The organism is Mycobacterium saskatchewanense (genome assembly GCF_010729105.1).
Classification (GTDB): Bacteria; Actinomycetota; Actinomycetes; order Mycobacteriales; family Mycobacteriaceae; genus Mycobacterium; species Mycobacterium saskatchewanense.
The window spans coordinates 3,782,429-3,796,299 of record NZ_AP022573.1 but is presented as its reverse complement, the minus strand read 5'-3'; the positions used below and the strand labels follow the sequence as shown (position 1 = coordinate 3,796,299).

The 13,871-nt window shown below is 72.2% G+C and carries 10 protein-coding genes; 4 read left to right on the top strand and 6 right to left on the bottom strand.

Annotated features, from left to right (window positions below):
* Window positions 1–111 precede the first annotated feature (111 nt).
* Window positions 112–4,938 carry a cation-translocating P-type ATPase gene (locus tag G6N56_RS17885; protein WP_085254295.1) on the top strand — a complete coding sequence of 1,609 codons (4,827 nt, stop codon included), beginning with the start codon at window positions 112–114 and terminating at the stop codon, window positions 4,936–4,938.
* A 31-nt stretch (window positions 4,939–4,969) separates the two neighbouring features.
* On the opposite strand, the gene G6N56_RS17880 is transcribed toward G6N56_RS17885, so the two are convergent.
* The 3 genes from G6N56_RS17880 to G6N56_RS17870 all read right to left on the bottom strand — a co-directional run bounded on the left by G6N56_RS17880 (window position 4,970) and on the right by G6N56_RS17870 (window position 8,527).
* On the bottom strand, window positions 4,970–5,941 hold the full coding sequence (locus G6N56_RS17880) for an IS481 family transposase (RefSeq protein WP_085255190.1): 972 nt from the start codon (window positions 5,939–5,941) through the stop codon (window positions 4,970–4,972).
* A 100-nt stretch (window positions 5,942–6,041) separates the two neighbouring features.
* Window positions 6,042–7,640 (bottom strand): AMP-binding protein, encoded by a 1,599-nt coding sequence (locus tag G6N56_RS17875; RefSeq protein WP_085257794.1) that lies wholly within the window; start codon window positions 7,638–7,640, stop codon window positions 6,042–6,044.
* A complete protein-coding gene (locus tag G6N56_RS17870; RefSeq protein ID WP_085257793.1) occupies window positions 7,637–8,527 on the bottom strand; it encodes an SDR family NAD(P)-dependent oxidoreductase in 891 nt (296 codons plus the stop codon). Before G6N56_RS17870 ends, G6N56_RS17875 begins: the two co-directional genes overlap by 4 nt.
* Before the next feature lie 195 nt (window positions 8,528–8,722).
* Between G6N56_RS17870 and G6N56_RS17865 the strand changes: the two genes are divergently transcribed.
* Entirely contained in the window at window positions 8,723–9,457 is a 735-nt protein-coding gene (locus G6N56_RS17865) for a cutinase family protein (RefSeq protein ID WP_085257792.1), read from the top strand.
* Here G6N56_RS17865 and G6N56_RS17860 read toward each other — a convergent pair.
* A complete protein-coding gene (locus tag G6N56_RS17860; protein WP_232069091.1) occupies window positions 9,454–10,152 on the bottom strand; it encodes a helix-turn-helix domain-containing protein in 699 nt (232 codons plus the stop codon). The genes G6N56_RS17865 and G6N56_RS17860 overlap by 4 nt on opposite strands.
* A gap of 113 nt (window positions 10,153–10,265) precedes the next feature.
* Here G6N56_RS17860 and G6N56_RS17855 point away from each other — a divergent pair, with 113 nt between their 5' ends.
* Complete coding sequence (locus G6N56_RS17855) at window positions 10,266–10,694, top strand: cupin domain-containing protein (protein ID WP_158090762.1); 429 nt, start codon at window positions 10,266–10,268, stop codon at window positions 10,692–10,694.
* On the top strand, window positions 10,694–11,245 hold the full coding sequence (locus tag G6N56_RS17850; protein ID WP_085257789.1) for a VOC family protein: 552 nt from the start codon (window positions 10,694–10,696) through the stop codon (window positions 11,243–11,245). The genes G6N56_RS17855 and G6N56_RS17850 overlap by 1 nt, the downstream gene beginning before the upstream one ends.
* Here G6N56_RS17850 and G6N56_RS17845 read toward each other — a convergent pair.
* Both G6N56_RS17845 and G6N56_RS17840 read right to left on the bottom strand, forming a co-directional pair.
* A complete protein-coding gene (locus tag G6N56_RS17845; RefSeq protein ID WP_085257799.1) occupies window positions 11,235–12,599 on the bottom strand; it encodes an aldehyde dehydrogenase family protein in 1,365 nt (454 codons plus the stop codon). The two genes, G6N56_RS17850 and G6N56_RS17845, sit on opposite strands and share 11 nt — an antisense overlap.
* Before the next feature lie 35 nt (window positions 12,600–12,634).
* Window positions 12,635–13,729, bottom strand: a complete 1,095-nt coding sequence (locus G6N56_RS17840; protein ID WP_085257788.1) for a phenylacetate--CoA ligase family protein — start codon at window positions 13,727–13,729, stop codon at window positions 12,635–12,637.
* Window positions 13,730–13,871: the final 142 nt, after the last annotated feature.

Sequence of the window (13,871 nt, the reverse complement as noted above, 5' to 3'; positions counted from 1 at the left end):
GCCCGCCACGGTCATCGGGGTCGTCACACGGCCCGTCTGCTTGTTCATGTGGACAGTTCTCCAGCGCGCCAGGATTATTGGCCGCGGTAGGCGTATTCGAAGGGTGACCGAGTGAGAATTCCGGGCGTGACCGGCGTCGTTGCGGGCGTGACCGGCGGGGCCGCGCTGCTGGTGCGGGCCGGGCTGTCGACCGCTGCCGGGGCCGCGGGCGCGCTGCAGGAGTTGGCCAGCCCGGTGGTGGAACTCGCCGGCCCGGTGGTGCAGTCGGTGGCTCAGACGACCGGCCGGGCGATCGGCGCGGGCGACGCCGCCGGCGGCGTGCCCGGTGGCGTCACCCCACCCGTGCGGTGGCAGAGCGGACGCCGGGTACACCTCGACCTCGATCCCCTGCTGCCGTTCCCCGGTTGGCACGAGCATGCACCCGCGGTGGAGGAACCGGTCCGCCGCATCCCGGGAGTCGCCGCAGCCCACGTCGAGGGCGCGCTCGGCCGCCTCGTCATCGAACTCGAAAGCGACACCGGCAACGCCGCCGTCCTCGACGAGGTGCGGGAGACCGTGTGCCAGGTCGCCGCGGACCTCACCCTGGTGGCCCCGAGGTCGGCCACCCGGACCGCACCGTTCGCCGACCCGGGCAACCCGCTGGCGATCCTGGTGCCGGCCACGGCGGCGGCCATGGACGTCATGGCCCTCGGGGCGTCGGTGACCGGTTGGGTGGGCCGGCTGCCGGTCGCGCCGCGCAGCGCCCGCGCCGCCGCGGCGCTGCTCAACCACCAACCGCGGATCGTCGCGGTACTGGAATCCCGGCTGGGCCGCGTCGGCACCGACATCGCGCTGAGCGCTTCGGCGGCGGTGGCCAACGGGCTCACGCAGGCGATCGGAACGCCCCTCATCGACCTGGCGCAACGCAGCCTGCAGGTCTCCGAGGCGGCGGCTCACCGGCAACGATGGCGCGCGCGGGAGCCGGAACTGGCCTCGCCGCAGCGGCCGCAGGCTCCGGTGGTGCCGGTGATCTCCTTCGCGGGCCCCAAATCGCAAGCACCGCGCCACAACTCGGCGGCCGCGTCCGCGGGCGAGGCGTCGCATGTGGTGGTCGGCGGCGCCATCGACGCCGCCATCGACACGGCGAAGGGCTCGATGGCGGGCCCCATCGAGGAGTACGCCGACCAGGCCGCCAACGCGTCGCTGGTTGCCGCGGCGGGCGCGCTACTGGCCGGCGGCGGCACCGAGGACGCGGCCGGGGCGCTGTTGGCCGGTGTGCCGCGCGCGGCGCACGTGGGCCGGCAGACCTTCGCCGCCGTGCTGGGCCGTGGCCTCGCCAACTCCGGGCAACTGATCCTCGACCCGGGTGCCCTGCGCCGACTGGACCGGGTGAAGGTGATCGTCATCGACGGGGCGGCGCTGCGCGGCGACAACCGGGCCGTCCTGCAGGCGCGGGGCGACGTTCCCGGCTGGGACGAGGACCGGGTCTACGAGGTCGCCGACGCCCTCCTGCACGGCGAGGAGGCCCCGGAGCCCGACCCCGACGAGCTACCGGCCACCGGCGCGCGACTGCGCTGGATACGCGCCCAGGGCCCGTCGGCGGCGCCCGCCCAGGGGCTCGAACACGCCGATCTCGTCGTCGACGGCGAACGCGTCGGCAGCGTCGACGTGGGCTGGGAGGTCGACCCGTTCGCGATCCCGCTGCTGCAGACCGCGCACCGCACCGGGGCCAGGGTGGTGCTGCGCCACGTCGCCGGCACAGAGGACCTGACTGCCAGCGTCGGCGTGAGCCACCCGGCGGGCACGCCGTTGTTGACGTTGGTGCGCGACCTGAGGACCGACCGCGGGCCCGTGCTGCTGATCACCGCGGTGCACCGGGACTTCGCGTCGACCGACACGCTGGCGGCCCTGGCGATCGCCGACGTCGGCGTCGCCCTGGACGACCCGCAGGCCGCGACGCCGTGGGCCGCGGACATCATCACCGGCACCGACCTGGCCGCCGCGGTGCGGATCATCTCGGCGCTTCCGGTGGCCCGCGAGGCCACGGAATCGGCGGTGCGCCTCGCCAAGGGCGGCAGCACCCTGGCCGGGCTGCTGCTGGTCACCGGCGATCCGCGCACCGCCAACCCGTTCGCCGTGCAGCGCTGGCTCAACCCCGTCAATGCGGCCGCCGCCGCGGCGTTGCTGCAGGGCAGTTTCGCGGCCACCCGTGTGCTGCGGCTGCCGGACCCTACGCCGCAGCCGCTGACCGCGTGGCACGCCCTGGACCCCGAGATCGTCTACTCGCGGCTGGCCAGCCGCACCCGGCCCCTGGCCGTGGAACCCGGCACCGCGCCGTGGCGCCAGCTTCTCGACGACGTGTCGTACAGCCCGCTCGTCGCGCCGCTGCGCGGGCCGGCGAGCCGCGTGGTGCGGCTGCTGGCCGCGACGCGGGCCGAGCTCGCCGACCCGCTCACGCCCATCCTGGCGGTGGGAGCGGCGGCGTCGGCGATCACCGGGAGCACGGTGGACGCGCTGCTGGTCGGGGGCGTCATGACCGCGAACGCGCTGGCGGGCGGGGCGCAACGGTTGCGGGCCGAGGCGGCCATCGCCGAGCTGTTCGCCGAGCAGGACCAGCACGCCCGCCGGGTCGTCCTCCCCACGGTCGCGACGGCGCGCCGCCGGCTCGAAGCCGCGCGCACCACCGAACGCACGGTCACGGTGAACGCGAAATCGCTGCGCCCCGGCGACATCATCGACCTGGCCGCGCCCGAGGTGGTGCCGGCCGACGCCCGCCTGCTGGTGGCCGAGGACCTCGAGGTGGACGAATCCCTGCTGACCGGCGAGTCCTTGCCGGTGGACAAGCAGGTGGATCCCGTGGCCGTCGGGGATTCCGACCGCGCCAGCATGCTGTTCGAGGGCAGCACGATCATCGCCGGCCACGCCCGCGCGATCGTGGTGGCCACGGGCGCCGGGACGGCCGCCCGCCGGGCGATGTCGGCGATCGCCGACGTGGAGTCGGCGGCGGGCGTCCAGGGCCGGCTGCGGGAGCTGACCGGCAAGGTGCTGCCCCTGACGCTCGCCGGCGGCGCAACGGTGACGGGCCTGGCCCTGGCGCACCGGGCGTCACTGCGGCAAGCGGTCTCCGACGGCGTCGCCATCGCGGTGGCCGCCGTCCCCGAGGGCCTGCCGCTGGTGGCCACCCTCGCCCAGCTCGCCGCGGCCCAGCGCCTGTCGCGGCGGGGCGCGCTCGTCCGCACGCCGCGCGCCGTCGAGGCCCTCGGCCGAGTCGAGACCGTGTGCTTCGACAAGACGGGCACCCTCACCGAGAACCGGTTGCGCGTGGTGTCCAGCGTGCCGCACGGGACCGGCCCCGAGGAACCGTTCCCGGACTTGAACGACCCGCGCGCTGCCGCCGTACTGATCGCCGCCGCCCGCAGCAGCACCCAGCCGCACAACGGCGGAGGACACGCGCACGCGACCGACGAGGCGATCCTCACCGGAGCCAATTCCCTTGACGGGCACGGTCTTTCGGACTGGACGGTGCTCGCCGAGGTGCCGTTCGAGTCCAGCCGGGGCTACTCCGCCGCGGTCGGCGCCGTCACCGGTGACGGCGGCCCGCTGCTGGTGCTCAAAGGCGCCCCGGAGGAGATCCTGCCGCGCTGCCGGTTCGCCGACGACGACGTCGACCCCCACGGCGCGGGGGAGTCGCTGGTGCTGCGCCTCGCCGAGCGCGGCCTGCGCGTACTGGCGGTGGCGCAACGCCACTGGGACGGCCCGACCGGCGAAGACGACACCGACGCCGACGCCGTCGACGCCGCCGCGCACGACCTCGAGCTGATCGGCTACGTCGGCCTGGCGGACACCGCGCGCGCTTCGGCGCGGCCGCTGATCGAGACGCTGGTGGAGGCCGATCGCCGGGTGGTGCTGATCACCGGCGATCACCCGGTCACCGCGCGCGCCATCGCGAGCCAGCTCGGCCTGCCGTCGAACGCGCGGGAGATCAGCGGCGCCGAGCTCTCCGCCCTCGGCGAGGAAGACCGCGCCAGGGTCGCCGCCGAGGTCCAGGTGTTCGCCCGCGTCAGCCCGGAGCAGAAGGTCCAGATCGTCGCGGCGCTGCAGGCCAGTGGGCAGGCGGTCGCGATGGTCGGTGACGGCGCGAACGACGCCGCCGCGATCCGGATGGCCGACGTCGGCATCGGGGTGAGCGGCCGCGGCTCGTCGGCCGCGCGGGGCGCCGCCGACATCGTCCTGACCGACAACGATCTGGGCGTGCTGCTCGACGCGCTGGTCGAAGGCCGCGGGATGTGGGGCGGCGTCCGGGACGCGGTGAGCATCCTGGTCGGCGGCAACGTCGGCGAGGTGCTCTTCACGATCATCGGCACGGCCCTGGGCACCGGGCGGGCCCCGGTGGGAACCCGTCAGCTGCTGCTGGTGAACCTGCTCACCGACATGTTCCCCGCCCTCGCGGTCGCCGTCACGCCGCAATACGCGCGGCCGGAGGAATCCGAGGACGGGGTCGACCGCGACGCCGAGGAGCTCCAGCGCGCCTTCCAGCTGGCGACGCTGTCCGGGCCGTCGCCCTCGCTCGACGCGCCGCTGATGCGCCAGATCGTCACCCGGGGCGCCGTCACGGCCGCCGGGGCGACGGCGGCCTGGGCCATCGGCCGCTGGACGCCGGGCACCGAACGCCGCACCTCCACCATGGGTTTGACAGCGCTGGTGACGACGCAGCTCGCGCAGACCCTGCTCACCCGCCGGCACAGCCCGCTGGTCCTCGGCACCGCGCTGGGCAGCGCCGGCGTCCTGGTAGCCATCGTCCAGACTCCCGGCGTCAGCCACTTCTTCGGCTGCACTCCGCTGGGGCCGGTCGCCTGGAGCGGGGTCATCGGCGCGACCGCCGGCGCCACCGCGATCTCGGTGCTCGCCCCCAACTGGCTGAACAAGCGGGTGGCCGCCCTGGAACCCAAACAGGACTGACGGTTAGCTGTCGTGACCTGACACGTTGTTGTCAGGCAGCGAGTCGGCTGATCGGTGGTTGTCCGCCGAGGGCGGAGTGGCCTCGTCGAGTGTTGTAGTGGCGAAGGAATTGGTCAAGGCCGCGTCTGCGCAGGGTGTTGTTGGTCCAGGGGCGGGCGTAGGCCCATTCGTTGAGCAGGGTGCGGTTGAAACGTTCTGCTTTGCCGTTGGTCCAGGGACAGCCGGGTTGGGTGAATCGGCGTTTGAGTTGCCAGGCCGAACAAACCCAGCCCCAGTCGGTGCCGCGTCGGTAGACCAATGCGTTGTCGGTCAGTAGCCGACGCACGCGCACGCCGTGGGCGGTGAACCAGGCCAGTGCCCGGTGGAGAAACCCAGCGCACGTCGGGTCCTTCTCATCGGGGAGCACTTCGCTGTAGGCCAGCCGGGTGTAGTCATCGATGGCAGTGTGGACGTAGTCGTAGCCGATCTTGGTCTTCTTGTGCCGGTGGGCTACTGAGACCGCGGCGTGGCGGCCGTGCAGCCGCCACCCACCACCGGGGGGGATGCGGCCGAGCTTTTTGACGTCGACATGAACCATGGCCCCCGGCGTGGGGTGTTCGTAGCGGTTGGGGCTGCGTCGAGAGCAGCGCACCGCCTCGCCGGTGATCGGGTCGATCGCACTCAGATGCGGCATCTGGTGGCGCGCCAGGATCCGCCCAACCGTCGAAGGAGTCAGACCGAGTTCGGCGGCCAGCACCACAGCGCCGCGCTTACGGCGTCGGCGGGCGGCGAGCACCTTCTGCTCGACCTGATAGCTCGTGCGGTTGGGCATCCGGATCGGCCGTGACGAACGGTCGGCCAACGCAGGATTGCCGCCCTGGGCATATCGGCGCAGCCACTTGTACACCGTTGCCCGCGAAATCCCCAGTTGCTCAGCCACACGCGCGGCCGGCCACCCAGCGGCGACACGCTCAACGATCAACCGACGAGCGAACACATTGGTACGGGCGTTAGCGTGAGACACAAGGACCTCCTACGGGTGAATGCCAGACACATCCACTCCGTCAGGAGGTCCTCCCACTTTCAAGCAGGCACGCCGTTAACAACCTCCCGGGTCACGACAGTTAGCCCGACAGCTCCCGGCGCAGCACCTTGCCCGCGGGATTGCGCGGAATGCTGCCGACGATGTTGACGTCTCGCGGCTGCTCGAAGCGAGACACTCTGTCCTTCAGGTACTCGCGCAGCGCCTGCGCGTCGACGCGGCTGCCGCGCCGTGGCACCACGAACGCCGCCAGGCGGTGACCGAACCGCTCGTCGGGGACGCCGATGACGGCGCTGTCGGCGACGTCGGGGTGTTCGGCGAGGGCATTCTCCACCGCGCGGGGGTAGACGTTCTCCCCGCCGGAGATGATCATGTCGTCCTCCCGGCCGACGATGAACAACCGGCCCGCGTTGTCGAGGTAGCCCATGTCGCCGGTGCTGGTCATTCCGTCGATCACGGCCTTGGGCTTTTCAGTGCCCTTTTCCGCGCCCGGGCCGCCCGTGTAACCCTCGCTCGCCAGGTCGCCGCCGACGAAGATGCGCCCGGTGACGCGGGGGCCGACGCGACGGCCGTTCTTGTCGTAGATGCGCACCGGGCAGCCGGCGACGGGCTTGCCGACGGTTTCCGGGGCGTCCCGCAGGTCGGCGGGAGTCGCCAGCGCCCCGATGCCGACCTCTGTGGAGCCGTAGCCGTTGTAGAGCACGTCGCCGTAGGCGTCCATGAATCGCTGCCCGAGGGTCGGGTCGAGGCGGTCCCCGCTGGACAGCACCACCCTCAGGTAGGGCACCGGGTTGCGCGCCCGCACCCGCTCCGGCAGGTCAAGGATCCGCGCGAGCACGATCGGCACCGCGGTGAACGCATCGGCGCGGTGCAGCGACGCCTGGGCGAGCGCCGTCTCGGCGTCGAAATGGGCCTGGGTGAGCACGGTGCCGCCCAGCGCCACCGTCAGCATCAGCATGCCCAGCCCGAGCCCGTGGAACATCGGCATCGCCACCGAGACCCGCGGGCCGGTTCGCAACCGGGTTCGGTCCAGGATGGTCACCCAGACGCCCACCGCCGACCGTAGCCGGGGCGTGCGGGGGACCCCCTTGGGCCGTCCGGTGGTGCCCGAGGTGAGCAGGATGATCCGGCCCGGCGCCGCGACCCGTGGTCGGGGCTGGCCCCCGCGCACGGTCACCGCCTCCGGGTCGATCAGCGTGACCGGACCGACGGTTGTCCCGGCGGCCGCCACCCGCTCGGCGAACTCGTGGTCGGCGACCATCGCGGCGATCCCGTGCGCGTCCAGCGCGGCGGCGAGCGCGTCGCTGCGGAAGTCGGTGTTGATCAGGACGACGTCGGCGCCGACCAGCGCCACGGCGAAGACGGCCGCGAGGAAGCCGCGGCCGTTGCGGCACATGACGCCGACCGCCCGGCCCGGTCCGACGCCCTCCCTGGACAGCTCGCACGCCAGGGCTTCGGTCTCTCGCTGCAGCTCGCGGTAGGTGAGGACGCCGTCGTCGTCGGCGATGGCGGCCCGGTTCGGCCACCGCGCCGCCGTGATTGCCAGCAGCGTGTAGGGGTTCGTGCCGCCGCGGCGCGCCTCACGCAGGAGCCTGAGTCCCGCCAACGGTGACGGCGGGCTCGCCAGGCCGGAACGCAGCAGCGCCCGGGCCGCGGTACCGATCACGCCGTCGGACGTCATCGGACGCCCCCTCGGTCAACGGATTCGGCGAAGAACCGCCGGTACCACAGCCGTGCCGCCCGATCGGCGGGTCCCGCGAGCAGCGCCGAAGCCAACTCGGCCGGCCACACCCACGGCGGTTCGTTGGTGCGGGGCCGCTCGATGACGGCCTTCGCGATCGCGTCGGCGGCCCCGTCGGGCGACAGGCACGGAAGGCGGGTCAGGACGGGCGTGGGTTCGATCATCCGGGTCCGGACCAGCGCGAAGTACACCGTGGTGACGTCCACGCCGTCGGCGTGCAGCTCCGGCGCCACGCTGCGCAGCCAGCGGTCGAAAGCCCCCTTGGACGCCTGGTAGGCGCCCCATTGCGGGCCCGGCACGACGCGCACGCCGACGCTCGACACGTTGACGATGTGCCCGCTGCCCCTCTCCCGCATCGCCGGCAGCAGCCCGAGCAGCAGCCAGATCGGCCCCAGGTAGTTGATGTCGATGGTCCGCCGGAAGTCGTGCGGCCGGTCGTACTGCCGGTGCAGCGAGCGGCGCAACGACTTCCCGGCGTTGCTCACGACGACGTCGACCGCCCCGTGGGCGTCGGCGATCCGCCGGGTCAGTGTCCCAATTGCGGCCTCGTCGGCGAGGTCGGTCGGGTAGGCGAGGGCGTGGCCCCCGCCCGCGTTGATCGACGCGGCAAGGTCCTCGAGCCGTTCGGCCGACCGGGCGACGGCGAGCACCGTGGCACCGCAACCGGCCATGCGGCGCGCGGTCGCCTCGCCGATTCCGTAGGAAGCCCCGGTGACCAGCACGGTCTTGCCCGAGACGGCGGCTCGCAAGCGGTCCGAGTCTGACACCCGCCCCGGGTTGGCCACCAGGTCGGCCACCTGGTCGAGCAACTGTGCCACTGCGTTCACGTGTTCGCCACATTCACTCCTGTCGGGGTGCGGCCGTGGCTTGACCGCTTAGCCCGAATCCCAATTCACTTAGCAGACCACACTCGACCCGCTGCCCGCGCTCCGGCCCCGCCGGCTCCGACCGGCCCGCGAACCCTTAGCAAAGTGCCAGAGATTCCGTGTTTAGGCCCCAGGACGGCTGGGCACCAATGCGGCATGATCGCACGTCACCCTCTCCGTTCACTGTTCCCCGCCGCGGTCGCGGCGGCGAGCCTCGCCGGCTCCGTCGTCGCGTTCACCGTCCCCGCCGCCGCCCAGCCCTGCCCCGACGTACAGGTGGTGTTCGCGCGCGGCACCGGTGAGCCCCCCGGCGTAGGCCCGACGGGACAGGCCTTCGTTGACGGGCTGCGCTCGCAATTGGGAGCCAAGTCGTTCGACGTCTACCCGGTCAACTACCCCGCCAGCAACGAATGGGCCACCGGCCTCGACGGCATCCGCGACGCGGGCGCCCACGTCGTCAATATGGCCCACGACTGCCCCAACACCAAGATGGTGCTCGGCGGCTACTCGCAGGGCGCCGCGGTGATGGGCTTCGTCACCTCCGCCGCCGTGCCCGACGGCGTCGACCCCGCGACCGTGCCCAAGCCGCTGGACCCCGATACCGCCAGCCACGTCTCCTCGGTCGTGCTCTTCGGGACGCCCAATGTCCGGGCGATGAACTTCCTCGGCGAGCCGCCCGTCGTCATCGGCCCGATGTTCCAGCCCAAGACCATCAAGGTCTGCGCCACCGAGGACCCGGTCTGCTCCGACGGCCTCAACTTCGCCGCCCACGACACCTACGTCACCGACACCCAGTTCATCGACAAGGGCGTGCAGTTCGCGGCCAGCCACCTCGGCGCGGGCGGTGCCAGGACGGTGGGCGCGCCCACCGGCGGCGGCTTCGGCGGCTAGATCGCCGAGTGCTGTCCGTCGTGCACCACGACGGACAGCACTCGCACGGTCCCGGTGGTGCTGTTGCGGTAGTGGTGCGGCGCCGCGGGGTCGAAGGCCAGCGAATCGCCCTCCTTCAGCCGCAGGGTGTCGAAGCCGATCACTGCCTCGAGCTCGCCCTGCAGCACGTAGAGGTATTCGCGGCCGTCGTGGCGGACGGCCCGCCCCGTTTCCGAGGATTGGCCGCCGGGCGCGTAGACGACCTCCATGAAGTCGACCCGGCCGTCGTGGGCCGGCGTGAGGCGCTCCCATCGCACGCCCGTCGAGAGCTCGATGACGCTGCGCTCGGCGGCCCGCTGGACGATCCCGGCGCCGTCGCTCCCGCTGGCGCGGCCCCACGGACGCGCGGCGGCGGACGGCCGCGGCCGGTCCGCCCGTTTGACGTCCTCGGTCCCGAACAAGAAGTCCAGCGACACCCCGAGCTCGTTGGCGAGCGCGTACACGACACGGGCCGACGGGGCGGTCACTCCGCGCTCCACCTGGGACACCAGACTCGCCGAGCATCCCGCTCGGCGTCCCAGCTCTCGCACCGACAAGCCTCGTTCCGTGCGGATCTGGCGGAGCCGCTCGCCCAGACCGTCGGACGCTCTCCCGCCGGCTCGGCCCGCCGAATCGTCCACCGTCCACCTGCCGTGTAGTAACGCGTACGTCTGCATCCGGCATTGTACCGCCGCAGCTCGTCGAGCTGCGACGACTCGAGCCTTGCTCATCCGTTATGCTGCACGTAGCGTGCAGTATTATGCACACTACGTATTTAGGAGGGGTGACGATGGCGGACACGCAGTTGCTCACGTTCGATAACGTTCCCCGGGAGGTCTTCACCCGGTGGGACATCACCGACCATCAGGTCAACCAACACCTGCTCAGCGGCGCGCTCACCGGGACCCCGGCGATCGTCGGCGATCTACTGACCTTCCCGCCCGGGTTCATCCATCACATGCACCGTCACCCGCACGCCGACATGATCGTCGTTCCGCTCGCGGGCAGCGTCCAGTTCACCGGCGACTTCACCCACACACTGGACATGGAACCCGGCCAGCTCCTGGTCGTCCCGCGCGGCAACTGGCACGAGTTCCGCAACGTCGGCGACAAGCCCAGCCGGGTGCTGCACTTCTTCAGCGGGGTCGGCGCCATAGCGGACATCGGCTACGAGCCGCACCCCGAGCAGTTTTCGGCCACCCGCTCGGAGGACCTCTGATGCCGATCGGTTCGCCCGCCCTTGCCATCAACCACGTCGGCGTGACCGTGCCCGACATCCACGCCGCGATCGACTGGTACGGCGAGGTTTTCGGCTTCCGCTGCATCATGGGTCCGCGCGTGCTGGAAGCCGCCGGCCACGGCGAGACGGCGTCGCTCTTCGGCGCCCGGTTCCGCCGCGCGTGGCAGGCGCATCTGCTCAGCGGGAACTCGGTGGGCATCGAGCTGTTCCAGTTCGTCGACCCCCCGACCGGCGGGCCGCGGCCGGCCGCGGAGCGGGAGCCGTGGTTCGAACGCGGCCTGTGGCATCTGTGCATCACCCATCCCGACGTCGCGGCGATGGTGGACCGCGTCGTCGAGCACGGCGGCTCGGTGCTGGCTCCCACCTACGAGTTCGTGCCGGGCCGTCCGTGGACGCTGGCCTACACCACCGACCCGTGGGGCACCGTGCTCGAGTTGATGAGCCACAGCTACGCGGAAGCTTTCGCCAACTGGCCACAGCCGGGGCAGGTGACACCGCCCGACCTGGTGCCCCGGCCCCTCAGTCCCTGATGCAGCCCTTGCTGCGCATCAGGACGTCGGCAAGGAATCCGTCGTGCGGGATCTGGGGCGCCGCGTGGAAGGTCGGATGCCGGCCGGCGTACACATTGCCGACCGTGGGCTCGGCGAGCAGGTCGTCGATCAGCGACTCGTCACCGGTGATCGCGGTGACGACCAGCGAATGCCGCAGCGGCCCCACGCCGGCGTCGCGCGACCACGGCGCTACCCACACGCAGGGGAACGGCAGCTCGACGTCGAGCTTTCCGGGGTCGGGCTCGCTCATCAGGTGCACGGCGGGGCGCAACGCGGCGCTGCCGTCTCCGAGGTCGGCGACCACCTGATCGGCGCCGAGCAGCGGGGTGGTGCCGGCGGCCTTGGCCTCCAGGTGGCGCGCCAGGGCCCGCGCCCTGTCGACGGGCTGGGTGGGCAGCGTCGCCGCCTCGTCCTCGATCGGAAGCGGTTCGATCTTCGCCAGTCGCTCGGCGATGGCCCGAGCCAACGGCGCGGGATCGCCCTCGCAAAGCACGGCGGTGGCGTTCACGCACGCCACCCCGCCGAGGTTGGCGACGGAGTCGACGATGAGGTCGAGGAAGTCGCGCCAATCCCGGTCGGCGGTGATGCAGATCTTGCTGCGTCCCGGCCCGTTGACGACCACGGCCGGATCGCCGGAGTACTTGTCCGCCACGTCCTGGCCGCCGTACACCACGGCGACATCGGCCGACCGAATGAGCTCGCCGGCGGCGGCGTGCATGGTGGGCAGGTACGTCGCGTCCTCGGCGCGAAACCCCGCCTGCCGCAACGCGTTCACCAGCCGGTGGGCGGTCAGGGGCTCGCGCCGCGACGGCCGCACCGCGGCGCGGTAGCCCAGCGCGAGCGCCTGCGGCCACAGGCCGTGCACGCCGGGCCCGTTGCCGGCCGCGTGCACCGCGAACACCTCGCCGCGCCGGACCCACACCGCACCGCCACCGCGGGTCCGCTCCTCGCGCCAGTCGAAAGCCGCGCCCACCGGCCTCGCCGCGCGCACGGCGGGGAAGGCGGCGCCGACGGCGTCAGCGACGCCGCGCGCCCCCGCGCGGGTCACCCCGACGGGCAGTCCCGAGATCCGGCTGGCCAGAACGACATACGTCTCGAAGTCCAGTCCGGCGACGACCCCGGTGGCGAAGATGTGGGCCGCGGCGGACAGCCCCGCCTCCCGCCGCTCGGCCGACAGCGGCGTCACCTTGCGTTGCGCGGCCAGGGTGCGCGAAACAAACAGGGGAGGAACCAGACTGAGCTCGGCAACCGGGTCCCCGGAGGTGCTCAGGACCACCTCGCGGTTGCGGGTCCGGTACTCGCCCGACGGGCCGAGGGCGTCGACCTGCAGCAGATCGGCCGTGGCGCCGGCCGGCCCCTGCGCCACGCTCAGTACACCCCTTCGATGACGGCCTCGCCCTCGAAGGTGTCCACCGGCCCCACCTCGCTGACCGAATCGCTGAGATCGCCGGCGGGACCGGGCATCCGGATCGCCAGATCGCGCTCCAGGTTGTTGGGGATGAACATGCCCTTGCTGATGTGGTTCATCACCAGCTGGCCCCGCCGCCCGTAGGGCACCCGTTCGCCCGTGTCGGGATCGACCACCCAGAACAGCACGTACGGCGCCCGCGGGTGGAAGACGAACGACCCGCCGTCGGCGACTTCGGTCACCGCCTGCGAGAGCACCATCGTGCTGCCGAAGGCCATGGTGATCGTGGTCGCCGGGAAGATGTCGCGGAGCAGGTCCAGGGTGTCCGGATCGACATGCGCGCCGCTGAGCAACATGTAGCGGACCTTCTCGTTCACCAGGTCCACCACGTCGTCGTTGCGGGCGATGGCCTCCAGCAGCGGAGGGGTGGTGTGCAGGTTCGCCACGTGCTGCGTCCGCAGGACGAACACCGCTTGTTCGACGACGTGGTCGACATAGGCGGCCGCCTCGGCCGACGCGTTGCGGGCGACCAGCTTTTTCACCCAGCGCGGGTCCAGGTCGATCGCGTGGAACGTCGCGCCCAGTCGCTCGGCGACCCGGCGCGAGAAGTAGCCGACTCCGTGCGGGCCGCTCGGCATCAGGCACAGGAAGGCCCGGCCCGGAACGAAGCCGCCGGCGGCGAAGTCCTCGGTCTGCCACTCGATCACCTGCGCGATCCAGTCGGGCATCTGGACGGTCCGCTTGGGAGCGCCGGTCGTGCCGCCGGATTCGAAGATCTGCGGCACCGGCGGCGGTGTCCCGTAGCCCCGCGGGATGAGCTGTTCGGTCGGCACGCTGCGCAGTTCGTTGACAAGGTTGGGGAACAAGCGCAGGTCGGCGAAGGTGTTCACATCGGCCAGCGGATCGAAGTCGAGAGTCCGTGCCGCCCGCAGCCAGAACGGCGAGCCGGTGTCCGCGCCGAAGTGCCAGGCGATCGCCGCACGCAGAAACGCCTCGGGGTCGTCGACGGGCACCGACCTCGGGACATCCAGCAACGAAAAGTCGGCATCGGCCACGCCGTCGATCCTGTCCCATCTTCGACCGGACCGCCACGTCCCCGCCCGTCGCCGGCGCGCCGTGCCGCCTTACTTCACAACGTGTTTCGACGCCGTCCACGCGCCGTTCAACGCGCCGCCAGCTCGTGGCGCGCCTAGGCGC